Source organism: Pseudomonadota bacterium, assembly GCA_016719885.1.
Taxonomy (GTDB): domain Bacteria; phylum Pseudomonadota; class Gammaproteobacteria.
Genome location: JADJYF010000005.1, coordinates 73493 through 95869, shown reverse-complemented (window position 1 = coordinate 95869; position 22377 = coordinate 73493). Strand labels below are relative to the sequence as shown.

Here is a 22377-nt window from a genome sequence, read left to right as displayed (position 1 = left end):
GCGCCGCCACGCCCGCTTCGGTAATTGCGCTGCCTGACGGGCGGTGACAGTATCGGGCGCAAACCTCAAGGGGAGATACCATGGCACGCACTCGATTCGGCGCGTTTCTCGCGCCCCACCATCCCATAGGCGAGAACCCGACGCTGCAATTTCAGCGCGACATCGCCCTCGCCCAGCAGCTCGACCGCCTCGGCTACGATGAATTCTGGTGCGGTGAGCACCATTCCACCGGCTGGGAAGTGATTGCCTCGCCGGAGCTGTTCCTGGCCGCCGTCGGCCAGTGCACGCACAACATCAAGCTCGGCACCGGCGTGGTATCGCTGCCCTACCATCATCCTTTCAATGTCGCGCAGCGCATCGTGCAGCTCGATCACCAGACCAATGGCCGCGTGATCCTCGGCACCGGCCCCGGTGCGCTGCCGTCGGATGCCTACATGCTCGGCATCGATCCGCTCACCCAGCGTGATCGCCAGGACGAGGCGATGGGCGTCATCAAGCGCCTGCTGGCGGGCGACGAACGCTTCTCCTACGAGTGCGACTGGTTCACCTTGAAGGACGCGCGCCTGCAGCTGCTGCCGGTGCAGGAAGAAGTGCCGATGGCGACCGCGTCGATGATCAGCCCCTCGGGCATGACGCTCGCCGGCAAGTACGGCTGCGGCGTGCTGTCGCTGGGTTCGATGTCGACCACCGGCCTCGCCGCGTTGCCGACGCAGTGGAGCTTTGCCGAGGAATCGGCGAAGAAGCACGGCAACACCGTCGACCGCCGCAACTGGCGCGTGGTGATGTCCTGGCATATCGCCGAGACCCGCGAACAGGCCCGCGAGGAAGCCAAGCACGGCCTCATGCGCTGGCATAACGAATACATCGTCGACACCCTGATGCGGCCCGGCGAGAAGAAGTACGCGACGCCGGACGAAGCGGTCGATCACGTCGAGTCCATGGGCCTCGCCGGCGCCTCGCTGATCGGCACACCGGACGATCTGGTGGCGTCGATTCGCCACATGCAGAAGATCACTGGCGGCTTCGGCACGGTGCTCGGTTTCGTGCACGACTGGGCCAATCACATCAACACCGCCAAGAGCTGGGATCTCGTGATGCGCTACGTGGTGCCGGAAGTGAACGGCATGCTGGACGCCTATCGCGCCTCGCAGCAGCACGTGATCCAGAACCGCGAGATCTTCGAGCGCGCCGGTGAAGCGGTGATGGCCAAGATCATGCAGAACGAGCGCGCGGCGGCGGCGCTGCACGAACCGCAGGGCACGGCGGCATTGTCGTCGCACAACGCGCCGGATCTGCGCAAGTACCAGGACAAGTCGGCGGGCTGAGGCGCACGCCGTGCGGGCGGCCGCTGTGAACACACGGTCGCCGGCAGTCTTGCCGTGAAGCTCTACATCGACCGCGTCGCGTCGCCGCTAGGCACGGTGCTGGTGGTATCGGACGGCAGCCATCTGCGCGCCCTCGACTTTCACGATTACGAGACACGCATGCAGCGCCTGCTGGCGCGCCATTACGGTGAAGTGACGTTGCAGCCGGCGCGCGATCCGGGCGGCGCCAGTGCCGCGGTGGATGCCTATTTCGCCGGCGATTTCCAAGCCCTCGATGCGTTTCCCGTCGCCACCAACGGCACCGCGTTCCAGCGCATGATCTGGCGCCACCTGCGCGAGATCCGCGCCGGCAGCACTTCGAGCTATGGTGAACTCGCGAAACGCATCGGCAATCCGGCGGCATCGCGCGCCGTCGGTCTCGCCAACGGCGCCAATCCCATCGCCATCGCGGTGCCCTGCCACCGCATGATCGGCGCCAATGGCGCCCTCACCGGCTACGCCGGCGGCCTGGAACGCAAGCGCTGGCTGTTACGGCACGAAGGCGCCTTGCTGGAGTAGCCCGCCGCTAGGCGCGCCTGGCCTCGTACACCTGCTCATCGGGTCGCACCATGCGCGCCGCGAAATCATCGATGGTGTGCGGCCACTGCGTGACGTTGCGACCCGAGTCGGCGTTGTAGTAGTTGCCGCAGTTGGCGGCCCACACGTCGACCGCCTTGATCTCCTGCTGCATGGAGTCGTTGTACTGCCGCTCCGTTTCCGGCTTGAGGTCGATGAAAGCCAGCTGCTCGCGTTCGAGCCGCTTGATCTGGCGCAGGATGTAATCGACCTGGATCTCCAGCATCGAGATGATCGAACCGTTGTTGGTGTTCGGGCCGTAGAGCATGAACAGGTTCGGAAAGCCGCTGGTGGTGATGCCGAGATAAGCTTGCGCGCCGTCGCTCCAGGCATCGTCGAGGCGCACGCCGTTGCGGCCCGTCACGGCGATGGCCGACAGGTACTTGGTGACCTTGAAGCCGGTGGCGAGGATGACGGTATCGACTTCGCGTTCCTTGCCATCGGCGGTCACCACGCCGGTGGCGGTGAGACGCTCTATCTTGTCGGTGACGAGTTCGACCTGCGGCAGGTTGAACACCGGGTAATAGAGATTCGAGAACAAGGGGCGCTTGCAGCCGAAAGGATGGGTCGGCGTCAGCTTGCGGCGCAGCGCTTCGTCCTTCACCACCGCGATGTTGTCGAGTGCTGCTTGCGTGTATTCGGCCTGCTTGGCCGGGTCGCTGAACAGGATGAACTCGTTCAAGTCCTTGTAGATCTGCGCGCGCAGTTCGTGGATGGCGTTGGGATCATGCTTGAGATTGGCCAGCACCTCGGGCGAATAGGGCGCGTCGTCCTTGGGCGCCACCCAGTTGGCGGTGCGCTGGAAGATGTGCAGCTTGCCGGTCTTCTCGGCGATCTCGGGAATGAACTGCACGGCGCTCGCGGCGCTGCCTATCACCGCCACGCGCTTGCCGGAAAGATCGTAGCCGTGGTCCCAGCGCGCCGAATGGAACATCTTGCCGGCGAAGGCGTCGAGCCCGGCGATGTTCGGCATGTCGAGCTCGTTGAACATACCCATGCCCGACACCAGTACCGGCGCGCGGAACACCTGGCCGTCGGCGGTCGCCACTTCCCAACGCGCCTGGCTGTCGGCCCAGCGCGCCGAGCGCACTTCGTGTTCGAAGCGGATGTAGGGCTTGATGCCGTACTTGGTCGCCACGAACTCGAGGTATTCGAGGATCTCGGCCTGGCCGGCATAGGGCCGTGTCCAGTCGCGCTTCAATTCGAAGGAATAGGAATACAGGTGGGATTTGACGTCACACTCGGCGCCCGGGTAGCGGTTGTGCCACCAGGTGCCGCCCACGCCCGCAGCCTTCTCCAGCACCACGAAATCCTTGATGCCGGCTTCCAGGAGCTTGATGGCCGTGCACATGCCGCCGGGGCCGGCGCCGATGATGATGATGCGGGTGTCGTGCTGCTGGTTGCTGGCCATCGTCGAAAGATCTCCTTAAAGGGCGTTGCCGGGAGCCCTCGATGGTAGCAAGCGTGGCGACGAGGCTTTAATTCCCCATTTGGCGTGCGGCGGCGGATACGAAAACGGGGCCCGTGGGCCCCGTCGTGCCGGACGAACGGCGACGCCGCCGCTCAGTCTCGGCCAAGCTCGGCGAGCAGCGCCGCGACATCCTCGCGGCTGCCGAGGATCACCGGCACGCGCGCGTGCAGCGACTCGGGCTCGAGGTCGAGGATGGGCAGCTGGCCGGTGCTGCCGACGCCGCCCGCCTGTTCGAGGATCATCGACATCGGGTTGGCTTCGTACATCAGGCGCAGCTTGCCCTTGGGCGCCTTGGCGGTCGGTGGGTAGAGGAAGATGCCGCCCTGCAACAGCACGCGGTGCACGTCGGCGACCATCGCCCCCGCGTAGCGGCTGCCGTAACCCGATTGGCGGCAGTGGGCGAGGAAGCACTGGTAACCGGCCGGGAAGGAATCGAGATTGGCTTCGTTGACCGAGTAGGTCTTGCCCTTGGCCGGCATCGCGAGGCGCTCGGCCACGCGCAGGAAATTACCGACCGTCGGTTCGAGCACGAACATGTCGACGCCGTTGCCCAAGGTCATGACCAGCACGGTCGAGGGGCCGTACAGCACGTAGCCCGCCGCCACCTGGCGGCGCCCGGCCTGCAGGCGGGTTTCCTCGCCCTGCGCCAGTTCGTAAATCGAGAAGATGGTGCCGACCGCGCCGCCGACGTCGAGATTCGAAGAGCCGTCCAGCGGGTCGAACAGCACCGCGTAGCGGCCGCCGTGGGCGGGCAGGCCATCGATGAGCATCAGTTCGTCGTTCTCTTCCGAGCCCAGCACCATCACGCCTTCGCGCGATTCGAGCTCACGAATCAACAGCTCGTTGGCGATGACGTCCAGCGCCTGCTGCGATTCGCCCTGCACGTTGAGCTGGCCCACCGCGCCCAGCGCACCATCGAGCCCGGCGGTGCGCAGCCTGGCCGCGATGCCCTTGGCCGCGCTCGAGATGGCCGACACGATCCACGACAGCGAGCGCGCGGCATCATCACGCGAGGCGCGTTCGGCGGCGAGCAGGCAACTTTGCAGGGACGGGGGATTGGGCTGGGAACGCAATTGAACGACGGCGGACGCGGGCGAGGCCATGGCGGGATCGTCTCCTTGGGCGGATGGTTGTTGGGTCATGGCTAGCGATTGTCGCGATGCAAAATTAAATCTCCGTGAACCGTACTGCAAAACATGATTCTTTACGATTTCCGCAAGCTACGTTCATGACCTGCCTCAACGCTGGAGGTCGAGCACTGCCTCCGCCATCCAATCCAGGTCGGCGCGCCAGTCGGCCGCGGGATCGAGGGCCGTCGACGGCCGCAGCACGAATTTGCTCAGGCCCGCGTCCAGGTGAGCGGCGACGAGGGCGCGCAACTTGAGGGTGCCGACCGCCACGATGTCGGTCAGGTCCTGGTCCTCGCGCCGCGCGCGCAGCGCACCGATCGCCGCCTCGGGCGGCTCGTGGCGCGCCACCGGGATACTGATGCCGAAATGCTCGGGGTCGATGTGGCGGCCGAGCTCGGCGGCGCGGCGCTCGATGGCCTGGCGCGCAAGTCGCGCTTCCTCGGGCTTGACCACCGAGGTCAGCCAGCCATCGGCGGCACGCGCCACACGCTCCAGCGCCACGGGCCCCTTGCCGCCCAGCCACACTTCGAGCGGCTCTTGCAGCGGCCGCGGTTCGAGAGTGAGCGCTTCGAAACGCGCGCCCTGACACTCCGCGGTAACGGCCTCACCGCCCCACCAGCGGCGCAGCATGGCGAGGATGCGTTCGAGTTCGAGGCCGCGATCGCCACGCTCGTAGCCCAGCGCCAGGCGCTCGGGCGCCGTGCCCAGTCCCGGCACGAACGACAACAGCAGGCGCCCGTTCGACAGCCGGTCGAGCTGCGCGAGCTGCTTGGCCAGCCACAATGGATTGCGACCCAGCGGCACGATATTCGCGCCGAGCTTGAGGCGCCGCGTGCGCGCCGCCGCGTAGGTCAGGTGCAGCAAGGGGTCGCCCTGGGCGCCGAGCGGAATATCCGACAGCCACAGGGTGTCGAAGCCGAGTCCTTCGCAGCGCTCGAGGTAGTCATCGAAGGCGCGCTCGGTGAGGGCCGAGGCGGGCGGGGTGACGGCGAAGCGTATTTTTTGCGCCTGCTTCATGTCGGCCATCCTTCATCCGTCGCAGCCACTTCGACAGGCGGGTCATGACGCGCCATAGTGCCTTTTCCTTGCAGTCCTTTTTGATGGAGCCATCGTACCAGTGACATGACCAGCGCGATGAAACACCTGCTGCTCGTCCATCACTCCCAGACCGGCAGCACCGCCGCGCTGGCGCAGGCGGTGCTGGACGGCGCGCGCGACGACGCCATCAGCGGCGTCGAAATACGGGTGGCCTCGCCGCTGTCGGCGGATGCCGAGGACGTGCGCTGGGCCGATGCGGTGATCCTCGGCACGCCGGAGAACTTCGGCTACATGTCGGGCGCGCTGAAGTACTTCTTCGATCGCATCTATTACCCCTGCCTGGATCACACCCAGGGCCTGCCCTATGCGCTGGTCGTCAAGGCCGGCAACGACGGCGCCGGCGCGCTGGCCAGCGTGCGGCGCATCGTCACCGGCCTGCGCTGGCGCGAGGTGCAGGCGCCGGTGATCGTGAAGGGCGATGTCAATGCCGAGGGCCTGGCCGCGTGTCGCGAGCTCGGCATGGCGCTCGCCGCGGGCCTCGAAGCAGGATTGTTCTGATGGTCCTGACGCGCAGTCGCGCGCCAGGCCGTAGAATGCCCGCAAGACAGGTAGCGAGAACGCGCCCATGACTCTCGAAATTGCGGCACGCGTGCCGACGCCCGCGGCCGACGAGTACAGCGGCGATTTGCGCAAGACCGCCCTCGATCCGAACTTCTGGTACCCGCTGGCGCGCTCGCGCGATCTGAAACCCGGCAAGATGCTGGCGACGCGTTTCGCCGGCGAGCCCATCGTGCTGGCCCGCACCCGCGCCGGCCAACTGCTGGCGCTGGAAGATCGCTGTGCCCATCGCCAGGTGCCGCTGCACGTCGGCGTGGTGGCGGACAACGCCATCCGCTGTGGCTACCACGGTTGGGAATACAACGCCGAGGGTCGCTGCGTGAGCGTGCCCTACCTCGATCGCTGCAGCATGAAGCCCAACAACGTGCGCCACTACCCGGTGCGCGAAGCCTATGGCCTGTTGTTCGTGTTTCCCGGCGATGCGACGCGCGCCGCCGACAGCGCCTTTCCGGCCATTCCCTCGGCCAGCGATCCGGCCTACAAGACCCGTTATCTCGACCGGCAGGTGGGCTGCCATTACTCGTTCATGCATGAAAACCTCATGGACATGAATCACCAGTTCCTGCATCGACGCCTGATGGGCGGCATCAAGACCGTGTTCCTGGGCACGCGCGTGGGGCCGAACTGGGCGGAGACCGATTACACCTTCCACCGCGCCAGCGGCCGTCAGCCGCTCGGTGAGAAGTTCATGCTCGGCAAGCGCCCCGAGAGTCGCCCCGAGGAACGGGACCTCATGACCATCCGCACCGAGTATCCCTACCAGACCCTGAAATTCTGGACCGCCGGCAGCCAGCATCCGGCCCTCGATCTATGGAACGTCTACATTCCTGTCGACAAGGATCAGCGCAGCAACCACACCTTCGGCCTCATGATGATCCGGCGGCCCGGCATGAAAGTGCTGCTCGACATCTTCTGGCCGTTCATCGTGTGGTTCACCAACGGCATCTTCGCCGAGGACCGCTGGATCTGCGAGCTCGAACAGGCCGCTTTCGACGCACAGGGCGAGGACCGCAACCAGGAGATCTTTCCCGCCATCCGCAACCTGCGCAAAGTGCTGGCGGACAACGGCGTGGCCATGGGGTGAGGATTTGATTGGCGCATGATCTCTGTGGGTCAGACTTCAGTCTGACAGGGCACAGCTTCTCGGCTGTCAGACTGAAGTCTGACCCACAAAGGAAAACACCGGTCAGCCCGCCAAGCCCAACCAATCCCTCGGCTTCAAAAAATCCGTATACAGCTTTTCTTCCGCCGAGCCCGCCTCGGGCGTCCATGCGTAACGCCATTTCACCAGCGGCGGCAGCGACATCAGTATCGACTCGGTGCGCCCGCCGGTCTGCAGGCCGAACACCGTGCCGCGGTCATAGACCAGGTTGAATTCGACGTAGCGGCCGCGGCGATAGAGTTGGAAGTCGCGTTCGCGTTCGCCGTAGGCGAGACTGCGGCGACGTTCGACTATCGGGGCATAGGCCTCGAGGTAGTGGTCGCCCACCGACTGCATGAAGGCCAAGCTCCTGGCAAAGCCCCATTCGTTCAGATCGTCGAAGAACAAGCCGCCCACGCCGCGCTGCTCGCCGCGATGCTTGAGCACGAAGTAATCGTCGCACCATTGCTTGTAGCGGTCATACACGTCGGGCCCGAAAGGCGCGCAGGCGTCGCGCGCGCACCGGTGCCAGGCAACCGCGTCTTCCTCGAAGCCGTAATAAGGCGTCAGGTCGAAGCCGCCACCGAACCACCATACCGGCGCCGCGCCGGGCGCCTCGGCAACGAACAGCCGCACGTTGGCGTGGGAAGTCGGCACGTAGGGATTGCGTGGGTGCACCACCAGCGACACGCCCATGGCGCGGAAGCCGCGCCCGACCAGTTCCGGGCGCCGCGCGGTGGCGGCGGGCGGCAAAGTGCTGCCCCGCACGTGCGAAAAATTGACGCCGGCCTGCTCGAACACGGCGCCCTCGGTCAGCACGCGGGTGCGACCGCCGCCGCCCTCGGCGCGCGTCCACAGGTCTTCCTGGAAACGCGCCGCCCCGTCCAGGCCTTCGAGGCCGGCGCAGATGCGGTCCTGCAAACCCCGCAACCACGCCTCGACGCCCTCGATCGCGCCGTCATCAATCGTGTCGGTCATGCTGTCATCCCGCCGCGCCGTAGGCCAAGCGCGGTCGATTCTGTTAAGGTAGCCGGCGCCTACTGAAGCCAATCCACCGAAGTTTTACCGATGACCGCTCGCACCGCCCGCATCTCGCGTGACACCAAGGAAACGCAGGTCACCGTCAGCGTCAATCTCGATGGCACCGGCCACGCGGCGCTGGCGACCGGCATTCCGTTTCTCGATCACATGCTGGACCAGGTCGTGCGCCATGGTCTCATCGACCTCGACATCAAGGCCAATGGCGATCTCGTCATCGACGCCCATCACACCGTCGAGGACATCGGCATCACGCTCGGCATGGCGGTACAGAAGGCGCTGGGCGACAAGCGCGCCATTCGCCGCTATGGCCATGCCTACGTGCCGCTGGACGAAGCGCTGTCGCGCGTCGTGATCGATCTGTCGGGACGGCCGGGCCTCGAATTCCACGTCGAGTTTCCGCGTACGCAGGTCGGCAGCTTCGACGTCGACCTGTTCCATGAATTCTTTCAGGGTTTCGTCAACCACGCCATGTGCACGCTGCATGTCGACTGCCTGCGCGGACGCAATGCGCACCATATCATCGAAACCGTGTTCAAGGCCTTTGGCCGCGCGCTGCGCATGGCGGTGGAAGCCGATGCGCGCATGGGCGACGCGCTGCCGTCGACCAAGGGCGCGCTGTAAGTCACAGGCCGGCGGGCTCATCCATGTCGATTGTTGCCGTCATCGATTACGGGAGTAGCAACCTGCGCTCGGTGGTGAAGGCGCTGGAGACCGTCGCCGGCAGCCGTCACCGGGTGGTGGTGGCGGAAGACGCCGCCACCGTCGCCAATGCCGACCGCGTGGTATTCCCGGGGCAGGGTGCGATCGGCGACTGCATGGCGCGCCTCAACGACCACGGCCTCACCGACGTCATCCGCGAATGCGCGCGCACGCGACCGTTCTTCGGCATCTGCCTGGGCTTGCAGTCGCTGGTCAGCCACAGCGCCGAAGACGGCGGCACCGCCTGCCTCGATATCTTCCCCGGCGAAGTGCGGCGTTTCCCCGACCACCCGCCGCCCGCCGCCGATGGCAGTCCGCGCAAGATCCCGCACATGGGCTGGAACCAGGTGAAGTGGACGCGCGAGCACCCCGTCACCCACGGCATCGCCAGCGATACGCGCTTCTACTTCGTGCACAGTTATTACGTGGTGCCGGAAAACCCGGCGCTGACCTTGGGCTACACCGATTACATTCAGCCCTTCACCGCCGCGCTCGCCAGCGGCTACGTGATCGCCACGCAGTTCCATCCCGAGAAGAGCGCCCATGCGGGGCTCAAGCTGCTCGAGAACTTCCTCGCCTGGGATGCCGTGGGCGGCGAGTAGGCCGTCCGCCGCGCCATTCCCCCTTTGAGTAGGCTTCCCTGCGCCAGCGCCCTGGCGCAGGCTTGGCGCTTTGCAATGCCAAGGGGAGATGGACCATGCGCGTGCCGACGCTCGATGAATATTCGCAGAAGTACGACTACCTCAAGTTCGAACGCGAGGACGGCATCCTGCAGCTGACCATGCATACCGGCGGCAGCGATCTCGAGTGGGGCTTTGCACCGCACCAGGAACTCGGCTATGCCTTCGCCGATATCGCCAGCGACCCCGACAACAAGGTCATCATCTTCACCGGCAGCGGCGACACCTTCATCCACCGCGAAGATCTCGGCGGTGGCGGCGTCACGGCCGAGGTGTGGGCCAGCCACGTGCTGCCCGATGCCAAGCGCCTGTTGATGAACCTGCTCGAGATCCAGGCGCCGATGATCGCGGCCGTCAACGGCCCGGCCACCGTGCATGCCGAACTCGCGCTGCTGTGCGACGTGGTGCTGGCCGCCGACCATGCCATCTTCCAGGACGCACCCCATTATCCCAGCGGCCTCGTGCCGGGCGATGGCGTGCACGTGGTGTGGCCGAAGCTCTTGGGCCTGAACCGCGGGCGCTACTTCCTCATGACCGGCCAGGAACTGTCGGCGCGCGAAGCGCAGGAGCTCGGCGTCGTCAACGAAGTCATGCCGCGCGCCAAGCTGCTGCCACGCGCCTGGGAACTGGCGCGCAAGATCCGGCAACGGCCCGCCGTCACCACGCGCCTGACGCGCGAAGCGATGCTGATGGAGGTCAAGCGCGCCATGCTCGAACAGCTGCCCTACGGACTCGCGCTCGAAGGTCTCGCCGCCTGCGATTACTGGCCGACGGAATTCGCCAAGGAAAAACTGTGAGGCGCGCGCGCATGATGACCACCGAAGTCATTGCCGCTGACGTGATGCGCCAAGCATCATGACGCATCCACCCCAGGGGAGACAGACCATGTTCATGACCACCCGCAGCGCGCCTGAACTGGCGCTCGCGCTCGCATTGCTGAGCTACACCGCGTGGGCCGCGCCGGCCGACGACAAATCGACCATCATCACGCCGCTCATGGAACAGCCGCTGGCATCGCGCGCCGCACCGGTGGCCAGCGTGGTGACCGTCGAGTACGCGCCCGGCGCCAGCACGCCGTCTCATACCCATCCCGCCGACACTTTCGTCTACGTGCTGGAAGGCGCAATCGAAATGCAGGTGGCGGGCGGCGAGCTCAAGACGCTGAAAGCGGGCGACACCTATTACGAGAAGCCCACCGACAGGCACGTGGTGTCACGCAACGCCAGCAAGACCGACAAGGCGCGCTTCCTGGTGATGTTCGTGAAGGACAAGGAAGCGCCGGTGCTGGTGCCGGACGAAACCGCCAAGCATCCCTGAGGGCCGCGCAGTGAAAGAGCCCTGGCAACATCATCAGCGCAACATCCACGGCTTTCGCATGCACTACGTGACGGCGGGCAGCGGCTATCCGCTGGTGCTGCTGCACGGCTGGCCGCAGAGCTGGTACGAATGGCGCAAGGTGATCCCGGCATTGGCCGAACACTACACCGTCATCGCGCCGGACCTGCGCGGCCTCGGCGATTCCGAGAAGCCCATGAGCGGTTACGACAAGCGCACGCTCGCGAGCGATGTGCGGGAACTCGTCACTGAGCTCGGCTACGACAAGGTCGGCGTGGTCGGTCACGACTGGGGCGGTTCGGTGGCGTTCTACTTCGCCTACGACAACCGCACGCTGGTCGAGCGCATGCTGATCCTCGACATGATCCCCGGCCTCATCAAGGCCGGCGATGCGTTTCCGCTCGAACTCGCGCTCAAGATCAACCACGTGTTCTTCCACGGCGGCAATCCGGACTGGGCGGCGATGCTGGTCAGTCAGAATGTCGATGCCTACCTGCGCCGTTTTCTCACCACCCTCGACTTCAACTACAGTCCGGCGGTGTTCAGTGAGGAAGAGATAGCCGAGTACGTGCGCGTCAATTCCATTCCGGGCTCGATACGCGCGGGCTTCCAGTGGTATGCGACGGGATTGCGCGAAGACGCCGTCAATCTCGCCAACGCCACGGAGAAATTGACCATCCCGGTGGCGGCCTATGGCGGCGCGAGTTTTCTCGGCAACGTGGTGCCGTTCTGGACACCGGTGGCGGAACGGGTGGAAGGCCATGCCGTGCCGGAATGCGGGCACTTCATTCCCGAGGAACGGCCGCAGTTCGTGATCGACGCCGCGCTGAAGTTTTTCGCGCCCTTGAACAACGCGCACACGTGATGACGGAAGACTACGCCGAGCCTGAACCGACGCGCGCCGAAGTCGATGCGCTGGCCGGCGCCACGCTGCTGGAATTCGGCAGTCCGTTTTGCGGTCATTGCCTGCGTGCCCAGCCGCTGCTGGCGACGGCGCTGGCGTCGCATCCGCGCCTGCGCCATATCAAGATAGCCGACGCGCGCGGGCGCCGGCTCGGGCGCTCGTTCGCCATCAAGCTATGGCCGACCCTGGTGGCGCTGCGCGATGGCACGGAAGTGGCACGCGTGGTGCGCCCGCAGGACGTCGATGTCATCGCGGCTGCGCTGCTCGCGCTCGACGACGGGCCTCCGCCATCCTGATCGGCGTCGCCTCGCGGCCGATTGCGGAACCGCGCCACGCCTTCACAGTTGTTCACATCGAGGTCTCGAGCCGGCGCTTGAGCGGCGCCGCGCATCGCTTCGATACTGCGGTCGTCACCCGGAATAAAAATCACGGCCGGGAGGGAGAAGAAAAATGATTCGCAAGCAAGCTATCGCCGCGCTCGCCATGCTGGCCGGCGCCCACATCGGCGGCGCCGAAGCCGCGCAGGTGTATTCGCAGAATTTTGAATCGGGCAACGCGGGTGTCGAGTGGTCCGGTGGCGGCTCGGTGCAGACCAGCGCGGGCCTCGGTGCTTTCGGCTTCGGCGAGCTGCACCTGCGTAACGAGGGCAGCAGTGCCTCGGTGCTGACCCTGAGCAATCTTGCCGCGCATACCGAACTCACGTTCACATTTTCGATGGCGATGTGGGACAGCATCGATCTCGGCGACCACTTCGTGATCGCGGTCGATGGCACGCCGGTCTACAGCAGCAGCGACTTCGGCAACTATTTCCCGGTCGACAACATCAGCCATGGCCCCGGCACCCACATCAGCCAGGGTTTCACCGACTTCGTCACGCCCAACTACGGCTACAACGCCGGCTTCCGCGACGCCGCGCGCGAAGCCGCATTCACGCTGGCGCACTCGGCAAGCTCGGTGGTGATCAGCTGGCAGTATCCGAACACCCAGGGCGGCAGCGATGAATCCTTCGGACTCGACAACGTGGTGGTCAGCACCAACGCGTCGCCGGTGCCGCTGCCAGGTTCCGTGACCATGCTGGGCTTGGGTGTGGCAGGCCTGGCGGCGCTGCGCAGACGTCACGCCTGAGATGGATCCCCTGCGGGTGCGATTTCATGCGCACCCACAGGTCGACATGCCAACGCTTAGTTGCGCTCTTCCCTCGCCACGGCGCGATAACCGATGTCACGGCGGCAGAACATGCCGTCCCAATGGATGCGATCGACGCGTCGATAGGCCGCTGCCTGTGCCTCGCTGACACGCGCACCGAGCCCCACCACGCACAACACGCGACCGCCATGGGTCACGCACTCACTGCCCACGCTGCGGGTGCCGGCGTGAAACACCTTGCTGTCGGCATCATCGTCATCCAGGCCGTGGATGACCTGGCCCTTGGCGTAGTCGTTGGGATAGCCGCCGGCCGCCAACACCACGCCGACCGTGGCGCGGTCGTCGAATTCGAGCACCACCTCCGCGCCGCGACCCTCGAGTAGATCCAGGCAAGCGCCGACCATGTCGGTCTTCAAGCGCATCATGATCGGCTGCGTTTCCGGATCGCCCATGCGGCAATTGAATTCCAGCACGCGCGGCTGGCCGGCGCCGTCGATCATGACGCCGGCGTAGAGAAAGCCCTGGTAGGGGCGACCATCGGCGCGCATGCCGGCCAGGGTCGGCGCGATGATGGTTTCCATGATGCAGGTCGTCATCGCTGCGTCGACCACCGGCGCCGGCGAATAGGCGCCCATGCCGCCGGTGTTCGGCCCCTGGTCACCATCGTCGCGCGCCTTGTGGTCCTGCGAAGATGCGAACGGCACGGCGGTCACGCCATCGGTCATGACGATGAAGCTCGCTTCCTCGCCGGCCAGGAACTCCTCGACCACGATGCGCGCACCGGCATCGCCGAAGGCGTTGCCCTCGAGCATGGCGCGCGCGGCGTCACGAGCTTCCTCGTGGCTGCGCGCCACCACCACGCCCTTGCCGGCGGCGAGTCCATCGGCCTTCACCACCACCGGCAGCGCGTGCGCGTCGATGTAGGCCAGCGCCGGTTCGAGCGCGGTGAACACTTCGTAGGCAGCGGTCGGAATGCGGTGGCGTTTGAGGAAATCCTTGGTGTAGGCCTTGGACGCTTCGAGGATGGCGCCCGCTTGACGCGGACCGAAGCATTTCAGACCGGCGTCTTCGAACGCATCGACCACGCCCAGCGCCAGCGGCGCTTCCGGCCCGACGATGGTGAGTCCGACCTGCTCGCGTTTGGCGAGCGCAACGAGGCCGGCGACGTCTTCGGCGCCGACATCGACATTGCGTACGCGCGCTTCACGCGCCGTGCCGGCATTGCCCGGCGCCACCAGCACTTCGCTGACGCGCGGTGATTGGGCGCACTTCCAGGCCAGGGCGTGCTCACGGCCACCGCCACCGATGATCAGGACTTTCATCTGTGTTCCTCGCGCCGCGCGCCGTGGGATGAGCTCAATGGCGGAAATGGCGTTCGCCGGTGAAGACCATGGCCATGCCATGTTCATCGGCGGCGGCGATCACCTCGTTGTCACGCATCGAACCGCCCGGCTGTATCACCGCGCGTATGCCGGCCGCGGCCGCTGCGTCGATGCCGTCACGAAACGGAAAGAACGCGTCGGAGGCCATCACCGAGCCCGTCACTTCCAGACCCTCGTCGGCGGCCTTGATGGCGGCGATGCGTGCGCTGTACACGCGGCTCATCTGGTTGGTGCCGATGCTGATGGTGCGCTTGTCGCGCGCGTAGACGATGGCATTGGATTTCACGCACGCCACCACGCGCCACGCGAACAGCAGATCCTCGAGTTCCTGCGCGGTGGGCGCGCGCTTGCTGACGGTCTTCAGATCACCGAGCGTCAGCAGCTGCGCGGCGACGTCCCTGTCCTGTACCAGCAGGCCACCCATCACGCGCTTGTATTCGAGCTGCCGATGGGGCACGGCCGGAAACGCGCCGACTTCGAGCACGCGGATATTGGTCTTAGGCGCCAGCACCGCGTGGGCATCGGCCTCCACGCTCGGCGCGACGATCACTTCCACGAACTGCCTGTCGACGATGAGCTTGGCGACCGCCGCGCTGAGCGGGCGATTGAAAGCGATGATGCCGCCGAAGGCCGAGGTCGGGTCGGTGGCATAGGCGAGCTCGTAGGCGGTCTCGATATCGGCCGCCTCGGCCACGCCGCAGGGATTGGCGTGCTTGACGATGCAGCATGCCGGTTCGCGGTAGGAACGCACGCAGTCGAGCGCGGCATCGGTGTCGGCGATGTTGTTGTAGGAAAGCTCCTTGCCCTGCAGCTGCTTCATCGCCGCCAGCGTGCCGGGCGGCGTGATGTCATCGACGTAGAAGGCGGCGGCCTGGTGCGGGTTCTCGCCGTAGCGCAGGGTCTGGGACAGACGCCCGTGGATGTGCAGATCGGCCGGAAAGGTCGGCGCTTCGCGCGCGCCGAGATAAGCGGCGATGGCGCTGTCGTAGGACGCGGTGTGGGCAAAGGCCTTGGCGGCGAGACGGTAACGGCTGGCGTCGCCGATGCGGCCATCGCGCTCGAGTTCATCGAGCAGGCCCGCGTAGTCGGCCGGGTCGCATACCACGCACACGCGCACATGGTTCTTGGCCGCCGCGCGCAACAGGCTGGGTCCGCCGATGTCGATGTTCTCGATGGCTTCGGGCAGCGTGCAATCGGGTTTGGCGATGGTCTCGCGAAACGGGTACAGGTTGACGACGACGAAATCGATGTTGTCGATACCGTGCGCGGCGAGCGCCGCGTCATCGACGCCGGGGCGCGCGAGGATGCCGCCATGGATGCGCGGATGCAGGGTCTTCACGCGACCGTCCATCATCTCGACCTGGCCGGTGTGCGCCGACACGTCCACCACCTCGATGCCGGCCTGGCGCAGGCTGGCGGCCGAGCCACCGGTGGACAGGATGCCGAAACCGTGGCGGACGAGGCCACGCGCAAGTTGATCGAGGCCTTGTTTGTCTGAAACGCTGATCAGCGCCCAACGACGTGCAGTCATGATGATTTGTTCAGTCCGTACTTGTGCAGCTTGGTGCGCAGGGTCGCGCGATTGATGCCCAGCACCTGGGCTGCCTTGGTGATGTTGCCGCGCGTTTCGCGCATCACGATCTCGAGCAGGGGCTTTTCGACCTGGGCGATCACGAGTTCGTAGAGTTCAGCCGCGGGCTGGCCGTTCAGATCCGCGAAATACCGTTGCAGGGATAGTCGCACCTGCTGCGCCAGCGGTTGCTCGGCGACCTGGGCGGATGTGCGGGCGACATTCATGCGGCTTGCTCCCATGCCTTGTCCGCGCCGAGCGCGTCCAGCCAGGCGAGTTGTGCTGGGGCGGTCTCGATGCGGTTGAATTCCATTTTGTAGATTGACGCGAGAGCGGCGGCGTCGAGGTACCAGCCAACGTGCTTGCGCGCGATGCGCAGGCCGGCGTGTTCACCGTAATGCGCATGCAGGGCTTCGACGTGTTCGCGCGTCACCGCCAGCCGTTCGCCGATGCCCGGCGCTGCCCACGGTTCGCCGCCGCGTGCCGCCTTGATGGCGGCGAACAGCCACGGGTTGCCGTGCGCCGCGCGTCCGATCATGAGGCCGTCGGCGCCGGTTTCCGCCAGCACGCGCGCGGCGTGCGCGGGACTGGTGATATCGCCGTTGGCGATCACGGGAATGCGCACCGCGCGCTTGATGGCGGCGATGGTCTGGTATTCCGCCGGTGCGCGATAGGCGCAGGCACGCGTGCGGCCATGCACGGTGAGTGCCTGGATGCCGGCCTGCTCGGCCAGCTGCGCAATCACGACGCCATTGCGTTCGGCGGGGCTCCAGCCGGTGCGGATTTTCAAGGTGACCGGAATGCCGACCGCCGCGCACACCGCGGCCAGGATGTTCGCGACCAGCGCTTCATCGCGCAGCAGGGCCGAGCCCGCCGCACGGTTGCACACTTTCTTGGCGGGGCAGCCCATGTTGATGTCGACGATGTCGGCGCCGAGATCGGCGGCGCGGCGCGCGGCGTCGGCCATCATGCGCGGCTCGCTGCCGGCAATCTGGATCACGCGTGGCGAGATTTCGCCATCGAGTGCAAGCCGCGTGCGGGTCTTGTCGGTGTGCCACAGGCGTTCGTCGCTGGTCACCATCTCGGCCACCGCGTAATCGGCGCCGAAGCGACGGCACAGGGCGCGGAACGGTTTGTCGCTGACACCCGCCATGGGCGCCAGGATCACCGGATCAACGAATAGGTGACGACCAATGTTCACTCTGCGTCCAGCGGCTGCGCTCGCATCTGCGGTTGGCGTTCGATGCGAGTGGTAGCGACAGCAAGGCCAGCACGCAGGGTTCTGCATGACGACATGGGCAACCCCCTCGCAATGAGTTTCGCGACGTGGCACGTCTAGGTGCGCGCTCTGCATCGCGAGCGGCGATGATAGCCAGATTGGGGACGGCGAGAAAGGGTTGACGAGCCCGCCATCGGCGCTCGAAAACGGCTCACCGCCAGCGCGCCGCCGTGCAGCATGCGCGCCAGCATTGGCCATGGCCGCCCGGGACACGGATTTTCAATGACCTGCTGTAATGACCTGCTGTGTTGACGCACCAAGGTGGACCGCGACGCGGCGTGGCGTCGCCACTACATGAAGGTGAATTCGAAGCTCACCGCGTTGCTGGCCTTGCCCGCCAGTTCGAGCACGATGTAGACCGGCCGCGCCGACGGCATGCCCTCGGCGATGTCGATGCTCTGGTCGAGATACTCGCTGGGCTGGAAGCGCCGCGCCGACAGCACGTTGCCGGCCGCGTCGCGCAGGCGCAGATCGATGACCGGGTAGGGACTCGGTGACTTGGCGTCGTTGACGATGGTGGCGTTCACCAGCAAGGCATCGCGATAGTTCGGATGCTCGCGCACATCGCGCGCCACGAGGCGCACGCTCGAAGCGCTTTCACGACGTTCCAGGCACGGCAGACGCGCACACAGCGCATCCACCAGCAATGCCGCCTGCGGCACTTCGGCGAGCAATGCCTGGCGTTCGATGAACGCCACCTGCAGGGCGGCGAAGGCCGCGAGCAGCACGCCGAACAAGGTCCACAGCACACCACGCCAGGCCGCCGGCCGTGGCTTGTCCTTCAGCGCCGCGAGATCGTCGAGCAACACCGCGGGAACGTCGTCTTCCGGCGGGCGCGGACCGGTGTGATCTTCATCGTCGGCATCATCGAGATTGATCACGGCATCGTCGTCGCGCGCCACCAGCAGCGGCAGGCCGCTGGTGTCGATGGCCGGCGCGGACGACGGTGCGCGGTGGTGCGGATCGGTGTCGTCGCGCTCGTCATCCTCGTCGTCCGCGAGTTCATCGTCCGCCGCACGCACGACCGCCGGCGACGGCGCGGCGCTTGCGGCACGCGGCGCCGGCGCATCGTCATCCGGCGCGGAGAAATCGAAGTCGGAAATATCCAGCTCGTCGAGCTGCGTGGAGACCGGGCCGATGTCGAGGCTGTCGGCCGGCTGCTCGGGTTCGGGCAATTCGATCTCGGCGGCGCGCGCATCGACCCGCGGCAGTTCGTCGCCAAGGTCGACTTCGGCGGGCGGCGCAGGCAAGTCGTGGTCCGCGGCCGTGGTGAACGCTGCGCCGGACGACGCGGCCGTCGTCACCGCGAGACTCACCGGCACCGCGGCCGCCGTGGTGATGGTCGGCTGGGCGTTGCTGATGCGTGCGGGCGCCAGGCTGGTAGTGGCGACGACGCTGACGAAGCGGAGAGGCGCAGCGCGCGTCTCCGCTTCGGCAGCCGCTTGCGCTTCGGCAGCCGCTTGCGCTTCGGCAGCCGCTTGCGCTTCGGCAGCCGCTTGCGCTTCGGCAGCCGCTTGCGCTTCGGCAGCCGCTTGCGCTTCGGCAGCCGCTTGCGCTTCGGCAGCCGCTTGCGCTTCGCTGATGCGTGGCGGCGCGGGGGCGACCGGCGGCGGCGGCGCGTCTTCTTCGATCAAGGACGACAGCGCATTGAATACATGTTCGCAACGACCGCAGGTGACGAGGCCATTGGCCACCGACAGTTGTTCGGCGCGCACCCGGAACCAGGCGAAACACTGCGGGCAGCGGGTCAGCACGGCACGACGCTCAGCGGCGGGTGCCGCACAACAGGGCCCAGTCGCCGCGCACGCGCGGCGCGTCCATCGCGAAGTTGCCTTCGTAGGCCGCCAGCACGTGGGGCACCTGGGTGGTGAGCAGGCCCGACAGCGCGATGCGCCCGCCATGGGGCACGAGGCGCGCGAAGCGTGGCGACAAGGCCAGCAGCGGCGCTTCGAGGATGTTGGCGATCAGGGCGTCGGCCGCCTGTTCGAGAAGATTTTCCGGGCGCCCGACGCGGATGCGATCGGCATAGCCGTTCAAGGCGATGTTCTCGCGCGCCACCGTCAGTGCATCGTCGTCGATGTCGACGGCGTCGACGTAACTCGCGCCGAAGCACGCGGCGGCGAGCGCGAGGATGCCGGAGCCACAGCCGTAGTCGATGACGCGCGCGCCGCCGATGCCTGCTTCGCCGGCCAGCCAGTCGAGGCACAACGCGGTGGTCTCATGGGTGCCGGTACCAAAGGCACGGCCCGGATCGAGCCGCAACACGTGGCGCGCCTCGGGCGGCGGCTCGCACCAGGTCGGACACACCCACAGGTCGTTGGCGAAGCCTTGCGGCTGCCAATGATCCTTCCAGGAATCGGCCCAGCTTTGTTCGACCAGTTCGGTGAACACCGGGTTGGCGTCGGGCGCGATGAACGGCGCGAGACGCGCGAGCAGGGCATCGCGATCGGCCGTCGCTTCGAACAGGGCGGTGACCGTGAAGGTCTCCCATTCGCGATCGTTCGGTACGCCCGGCTCGCCGAATACTTCCGTGTCACCTTCGCTGGTGGTGATGGCGCTCGCGCCCAGGCCTTCGAGCACGCTTTCCAGTTTCGCGTAATCGCGCGCCGGCGCGCGCAGGCGCAATTCCACCCACTCGCTCATGGCGCCGCGCTGTGCCATCGGGCGATGGTGTTCAGACCAGCCCCAGCTTGCGTTCGAGGTAATGGATGTCGGTGCCGCCGCCGATGAAGGCGGCGTCGGCCACCAGGTCACGGTGCAAGGGCACATTGGTCTCGATGCCTTCGATGACCATTTCCATGAGCGCGTTCTCCATGCGCTTCAAGGCCGCGCCGCGCGTTTCCGCGTGGCAGATCAATTTACCGATCAGCGAATCGTAATAGGGCGGCACGGTGTAGCCGGCATAGATATGCGAGTCGACGCGCACGCCGGGACCGCCGGGCGGATGGTAGACCGAGATGCGGCCCGGCGAGGGCCGGAACGTGTAGGCATCCTCGGCGTTGATGCGGCATTCGATGGCATGGCCGTTGGGCTTGACGTCTTCCTGGCGCACGGTGAGCTTTTCACCCGCCGCCACCATCAGCTGCCATTTGACCAGGTCGATGCCGGTGACCATTTCCGTGACCGGGTGTTCGACCTGGATGCGGGTGTTCATTTCAATGAAATAGAACTCGCCGTTCTCGTACAGGAACTCGAAGGTGCCGGCGCCGCGGTAGCCAATCTTGCGGCAGGCTTCGGCGCACAGACCGCCCATGCGCGCGCGTGTTTCGGCATCGATACCGGGCGCCGGCGCCTCTTCGATGATCTTCTGATGGCGACGCTGCATCGAACAGTCGCGCTCGCCGAGATGAATGACGTTGCCGTGATTGTCGGCCAGCACCTGGAATTCGATGTGGCGTGGATGCTCGAGAAATTTCTCGAGGTAGACGTTGTCGTTCTGGAATGCGTTCAGGGCTTCGCGCTTGGTCAGCGCGATGGCGTTGCGCAAGGACGCTTCGGTATGCACCACGCGCATGCCGCGTCCGCCGCCGCCGCCCGAGGCCTTGATGATGACCGGGTAACCGATGGCGCGCGCCAGCGCGATGTTGTCCTGCACGTCGTCGGTCAATGGCCGACCGGAGCCCGGCACGCAGGGCACGCCCGCCTCCTGCATGGCGCGGATGGCGGACAGCTTGTCGCCCATCAGGCGCATGGTGTCGGCGCGCGGGCCGATGAACACGAAGCCGCTCTTCTCGACGCGCTCGGCGAAGTCGGCGTTCTCCGACAGGAAGCCATAGCCGGGATGGATGGCGACCGCGTCCACCACTTCGGCGGCGGCGATCACGGCCGGGATGTTGAGATAGCTGTCGGCGGCGGCGGCCGGCCCGATGCACACCGATTCATCGGCGAGCCGTACATGTTTCAGGTCGCGGTCGGCGGAGGAATGCACGGCGACGGTCTTGATGCCGAGATCCTTGCAGGCGCGCAGCACGCGCAGCGCGATTTCGCCGCGGTTGGCGATGACGACTTTGTCGAACATGGGCGGCTCAGGAGATGACGAACAGCGGTTGTTCGTATTCGACCGGGTGGCCGTTGTCGGCCAGGATCGCGCTCACCACACCAGACACTTCGGCCTCGATGGGATTCATGATCTTCATCGCTTCGATGATGCACAGGGTATCGCCGACCTTGACCGCCTGGCCGACCTTCACGAACGGCGCACTGTCCGGCGACGGCGCGAGGTAGAAGGTGCCGACCATCGGCGACTTGATGATGTTGCCGGCCGGTTCCGGCGCGACCACGACGGCGGCCGCGGCCGGCGACGCCGTCGGGGCGGCGCTGGTCGCCTGCATGGGCATGGCCATCGGTTGGTAGGCCATCACCGGTCCGCGGCTGATGCGCACCGATTCCTCGCCTTCCTTGATTTCGATTTCGGCGACGCCCGATTCCTCGAGCAGCTCGATGAGTTTCTTGACTTTTCTTATATCCACCATGGGTCCCCTGAGTCGCGTTCAGTGACGCGGCTGCGATGCTTGAATCAACGAGTTGGCGCGCCGCTCACGGGCGCGCCAGGTAGTGGTCGGCGGCGCGCAGGGCGAGCTCGTAGCCCTGGATGCCGAGCCCGGTGATGACGCCGACCGCGATGTCCGACAGGTAGGAATGCTGGCGAAAGGCTTCCCGCGCGTGCACGTTGGAGATGTGCACCTCGATGAACGGGATGGCCACGCCCAGCAGGGCGTCGCGCAACGCGACGCTGGTATGGGTGTAAGCGCCGGGGTTGATGACGATGAACGCGACCCCTTCGCCGCGCGCGGCGTGGATACGGTCGACCAGCGCGCCTTCGTGATTGTGCTGGAAGCTGGCCAGCTCGTGGCCGAGGGCGCGGGCCACCTCGCCGCACTGGCGTTCGAGATCGGGCAAGGTCGTGGCGCCGTACACGCCGGGCTCGCGGGTGCCCAGCAGATTCAGATTCGGGCCGTTGATGACCAGCAGTTTCGACACGCGGTGGCTACCTGACATCCCGC

At 66.2% G+C, this 22377-nt stretch carries 24 protein-coding genes; 11 read left to right on the top strand and 13 right to left on the bottom strand.

All coding sequences use genetic code 11. The annotated features are described in order from the left end of the window. Nucleotides 1-80 precede the first annotated feature (80 nt). Together IPM80_06100 and IPM80_06095 are read left to right on the top strand one after the other, a co-directional pair. Nucleotides 81-1325 (top strand): LLM class flavin-dependent oxidoreductase, encoded by a 1245-nt coding sequence (locus IPM80_06100; protein MBK8957998.1) that lies wholly within the window; start codon nt 81-83, stop codon nt 1323-1325. A 54-nt stretch (nt 1326-1379) separates the two neighbouring features. Beyond that, nucleotides 1380-1883, top strand: coding sequence for a methylated-DNA--[protein]-cysteine S-methyltransferase (locus tag IPM80_06095; protein ID MBK8957997.1), 504 nt, complete (start codon nt 1380-1382; stop codon nt 1881-1883). A 7-nt stretch (nt 1884-1890) separates the two neighbouring features. Here the strand turns inward: IPM80_06095 and IPM80_06090 are convergent, their stop codons facing one another. From IPM80_06090 to IPM80_06080, 3 genes are all read right to left on the bottom strand, one after another. Beyond that, complete coding sequence (locus IPM80_06090; protein ID MBK8957996.1) at nt 1891-3351, bottom strand: NAD(P)/FAD-dependent oxidoreductase; 1461 nt, start codon at nt 3349-3351, stop codon at nt 1891-1893. 152 nt (nt 3352-3503) lie between these two features. Next, nucleotides 3504-4514, bottom strand: coding sequence for a fructose-1,6-bisphosphatase (locus IPM80_06085; GenBank protein ID MBK8957995.1), 1011 nt, complete (start codon nt 4512-4514; stop codon nt 3504-3506). A gap of 135 nt (nt 4515-4649) precedes the next feature. After that, nucleotides 4650-5558 (bottom strand): LLM class flavin-dependent oxidoreductase, encoded by a 909-nt coding sequence (locus IPM80_06080; protein MBK8957994.1) that lies wholly within the window; start codon nt 5556-5558, stop codon nt 4650-4652. 105 nt (nt 5559-5663) lie between these two features. Between IPM80_06080 and IPM80_06075 the strand changes: the two genes are divergently transcribed. Both IPM80_06075 and IPM80_06070 read left to right on the top strand, forming a co-directional pair. Continuing rightward, nucleotides 5664-6137, top strand: a complete 474-nt coding sequence (locus tag IPM80_06075) for a flavodoxin family protein (protein MBK8957993.1) — start codon at nt 5664-5666, stop codon at nt 6135-6137. Nucleotides 6138-6204: 67 nt separating this feature from the next. Then, nucleotides 6205-7281: an aromatic ring-hydroxylating dioxygenase subunit alpha gene (locus IPM80_06070; GenBank protein ID MBK8957992.1), complete on the top strand. Its 1077-nt coding sequence runs from the start codon at nt 6205-6207 to the stop codon at nt 7279-7281. Between the two features lie 102 nt (nt 7282-7383). Here the strand turns inward: IPM80_06070 and hemF are convergent, their stop codons facing one another. After that, entirely contained in the window at nt 7384-8316 is a 933-nt protein-coding gene (gene hemF, locus IPM80_06065) for an oxygen-dependent coproporphyrinogen oxidase (GenBank protein MBK8957991.1), read from the bottom strand. A 90-nt stretch (nt 8317-8406) separates the two neighbouring features. Here hemF and hisB point away from each other — a divergent pair, with 90 nt between their 5' ends. From hisB to IPM80_06030, 7 genes are all read left to right on the top strand, one after another. Continuing rightward, complete coding sequence (gene hisB, locus IPM80_06060) at nt 8407-9000, top strand: imidazoleglycerol-phosphate dehydratase HisB (protein ID MBK8957990.1); 594 nt, start codon at nt 8407-8409, stop codon at nt 8998-9000. Nucleotides 9001-9023: 23 nt separating this feature from the next. Beyond that, entirely contained in the window at nt 9024-9680 is a 657-nt protein-coding gene (hisH, locus tag IPM80_06055; GenBank protein ID MBK8957989.1) for an imidazole glycerol phosphate synthase subunit HisH, read from the top strand. A gap of 95 nt (nt 9681-9775) precedes the next feature. After that, complete coding sequence (locus IPM80_06050) at nt 9776-10555, top strand: enoyl-CoA hydratase/isomerase family protein (protein MBK8957988.1); 780 nt, start codon at nt 9776-9778, stop codon at nt 10553-10555. Between the two features lie 94 nt (nt 10556-10649). Then, a complete protein-coding gene (locus tag IPM80_06045) occupies nt 10650-11075 on the top strand; it encodes a cupin domain-containing protein (protein MBK8957987.1) in 426 nt (141 codons plus the stop codon). 10 nt (nt 11076-11085) lie between these two features. After that, a complete protein-coding gene (locus IPM80_06040) occupies nt 11086-11958 on the top strand; it encodes an alpha/beta hydrolase (protein ID MBK8957986.1) in 873 nt (290 codons plus the stop codon). Further along, the gene (locus IPM80_06035) at nt 11958-12293 is read left to right on the top strand and encodes a thioredoxin family protein (GenBank protein MBK8957985.1); all 336 of its coding nucleotides are present in this window, start codon (nt 11958-11960) and stop codon (nt 12291-12293) included. Before IPM80_06040 ends, IPM80_06035 begins: the two co-directional genes overlap by 1 nt. 187 nt (nt 12294-12480) lie before the next feature. Further along, on the top strand, nt 12481-13122 hold the full coding sequence (locus IPM80_06030) for a VPLPA-CTERM sorting domain-containing protein (protein MBK8957984.1): 642 nt from the start codon (nt 12481-12483) through the stop codon (nt 13120-13122). A 56-nt stretch (nt 13123-13178) separates the two neighbouring features. Here IPM80_06030 and purD read toward each other — a convergent pair whose 3' ends face one another. The 9 genes from purD to aroQ form a co-directional block, all read right to left on the bottom strand. Next, on the bottom strand, nt 13179-14465 hold the full coding sequence (gene purD / locus IPM80_06025; protein MBK8957983.1) for a phosphoribosylamine--glycine ligase: 1287 nt from the start codon (nt 14463-14465) through the stop codon (nt 13179-13181). A gap of 34 nt (nt 14466-14499) precedes the next feature. Then, nucleotides 14500-16056 carry a bifunctional phosphoribosylaminoimidazolecarboxamide formyltransferase/IMP cyclohydrolase gene (gene purH, locus IPM80_06020; protein MBK8957982.1) on the bottom strand — a complete coding sequence of 519 codons (1557 nt, stop codon included), beginning with the start codon at nt 16054-16056 and terminating at the stop codon, nt 14500-14502. Next, on the bottom strand, nt 16053-16337 hold the full coding sequence (gene fis, locus IPM80_06015) for a DNA-binding transcriptional regulator Fis (GenBank protein MBK8957981.1): 285 nt from the start codon (nt 16335-16337) through the stop codon (nt 16053-16055). The genes purH and fis overlap by 4 nt, the downstream gene beginning before the upstream one ends. Further along, on the bottom strand, nt 16319-17383 hold the full coding sequence (gene dusB / locus IPM80_06010; protein MBK8957980.1) for a tRNA dihydrouridine synthase DusB: 1065 nt from the start codon (nt 17381-17383) through the stop codon (nt 16319-16321). The genes fis and dusB overlap by 19 nt, the downstream gene beginning before the upstream one ends. A gap of 281 nt (nt 17384-17664) precedes the next feature. Next, nucleotides 17665-19128: a DUF3426 domain-containing protein gene (locus IPM80_06005; protein MBK8957979.1), complete on the bottom strand. Its 1464-nt coding sequence runs from the start codon at nt 19126-19128 to the stop codon at nt 17665-17667. Between the two features lie 10 nt (nt 19129-19138). Then, complete coding sequence (gene prmA, locus IPM80_06000) at nt 19139-20017, bottom strand: 50S ribosomal protein L11 methyltransferase (GenBank protein MBK8957978.1); 879 nt, start codon at nt 20015-20017, stop codon at nt 19139-19141. Nucleotides 20018-20048: 31 nt separating this feature from the next. Continuing rightward, on the bottom strand, nt 20049-21392 hold the full coding sequence (gene accC, locus IPM80_05995; protein MBK8957977.1) for an acetyl-CoA carboxylase biotin carboxylase subunit: 1344 nt from the start codon (nt 21390-21392) through the stop codon (nt 20049-20051). A 7-nt stretch (nt 21393-21399) separates the two neighbouring features. Then, nucleotides 21400-21843: an acetyl-CoA carboxylase biotin carboxyl carrier protein gene (locus tag IPM80_05990; protein ID MBK8957976.1), complete on the bottom strand. Its 444-nt coding sequence runs from the start codon at nt 21841-21843 to the stop codon at nt 21400-21402. A gap of 67 nt (nt 21844-21910) precedes the next feature. After that, nucleotides 21911-22354: a type II 3-dehydroquinate dehydratase gene (gene aroQ, locus IPM80_05985; protein ID MBK8957975.1), complete on the bottom strand. Its 444-nt coding sequence runs from the start codon at nt 22352-22354 to the stop codon at nt 21911-21913. Between the last annotated feature and the right edge of the window lie 23 nt (nt 22355-22377).

Excerpts from the sequence above, each read along its gene's own strand:
- IPM80_06100 (MBK8957998.1), top strand. The coding sequence starts at position 81 with ATGGCACGCACTCGATTCGGCGCGTTTCTCGCGCCCCACCATCCCATA.
- IPM80_06090 (MBK8957996.1), bottom strand. The coding sequence starts at position 3,351 with ATGGCCAGCAACCAGCAGCACGACACCCGCATCATCATCATCGGCGCC.
- IPM80_06085 (MBK8957995.1), bottom strand. The coding sequence starts at position 4,514 with ATGGCCTCGCCCGCGTCCGCCGTCGTTCAATTGCGTTCCCAGCCCAAT.
- IPM80_06080 (MBK8957994.1), bottom strand. The coding sequence starts at position 5,558 with ATGAAGCAGGCGCAAAAAATACGCTTCGCCGTCACCCCGCCCGCCTCG.
- IPM80_06075 (MBK8957993.1), top strand. The coding sequence starts at position 5,664 with ATGACCAGCGCGATGAAACACCTGCTGCTCGTCCATCACTCCCAGACC.
- IPM80_06070 (MBK8957992.1), top strand. The coding sequence starts at position 6,205 with ATGACTCTCGAAATTGCGGCACGCGTGCCGACGCCCGCGGCCGACGAG.
- hemF (MBK8957991.1), bottom strand. The coding sequence starts at position 8,316 with ATGACCGACACGATTGATGACGGCGCGATCGAGGGCGTCGAGGCGTGG.
- hisB (MBK8957990.1), top strand. The coding sequence starts at position 8,407 with ATGACCGCTCGCACCGCCCGCATCTCGCGTGACACCAAGGAAACGCAG.
- hisH (MBK8957989.1), top strand. The coding sequence starts at position 9,024 with ATGTCGATTGTTGCCGTCATCGATTACGGGAGTAGCAACCTGCGCTCG.
- IPM80_06050 (MBK8957988.1), top strand. The coding sequence starts at position 9,776 with ATGCGCGTGCCGACGCTCGATGAATATTCGCAGAAGTACGACTACCTC.
- IPM80_06045 (MBK8957987.1), top strand. The coding sequence starts at position 10,650 with ATGACCACCCGCAGCGCGCCTGAACTGGCGCTCGCGCTCGCATTGCTG.
- IPM80_06035 (MBK8957985.1), top strand. The coding sequence starts at position 11,958 with ATGACGGAAGACTACGCCGAGCCTGAACCGACGCGCGCCGAAGTCGAT.
- IPM80_06030 (MBK8957984.1), top strand. The coding sequence starts at position 12,481 with ATGCTGGCCGGCGCCCACATCGGCGGCGCCGAAGCCGCGCAGGTGTAT.
- purD (MBK8957983.1), bottom strand. The coding sequence starts at position 14,465 with ATGAAAGTCCTGATCATCGGTGGCGGTGGCCGTGAGCACGCCCTGGCC.
- purH (MBK8957982.1), bottom strand. The coding sequence starts at position 16,056 with ATGACTGCACGTCGTTGGGCGCTGATCAGCGTTTCAGACAAACAAGGC.
- fis (MBK8957981.1), bottom strand. The coding sequence starts at position 16,337 with ATGGGAGCAAGCCGCATGAATGTCGCCCGCACATCCGCCCAGGTCGCC.
- dusB (MBK8957980.1), bottom strand. The coding sequence starts at position 17,383 with ATGCAGAACCCTGCGTGCTGGCCTTGCTGTCGCTACCACTCGCATCGA.
- prmA (MBK8957978.1), bottom strand. The coding sequence starts at position 20,017 with ATGAGCGAGTGGGTGGAATTGCGCCTGCGCGCGCCGGCGCGCGATTAC.
- accC (MBK8957977.1), bottom strand. The coding sequence starts at position 21,392 with ATGTTCGACAAAGTCGTCATCGCCAACCGCGGCGAAATCGCGCTGCGC.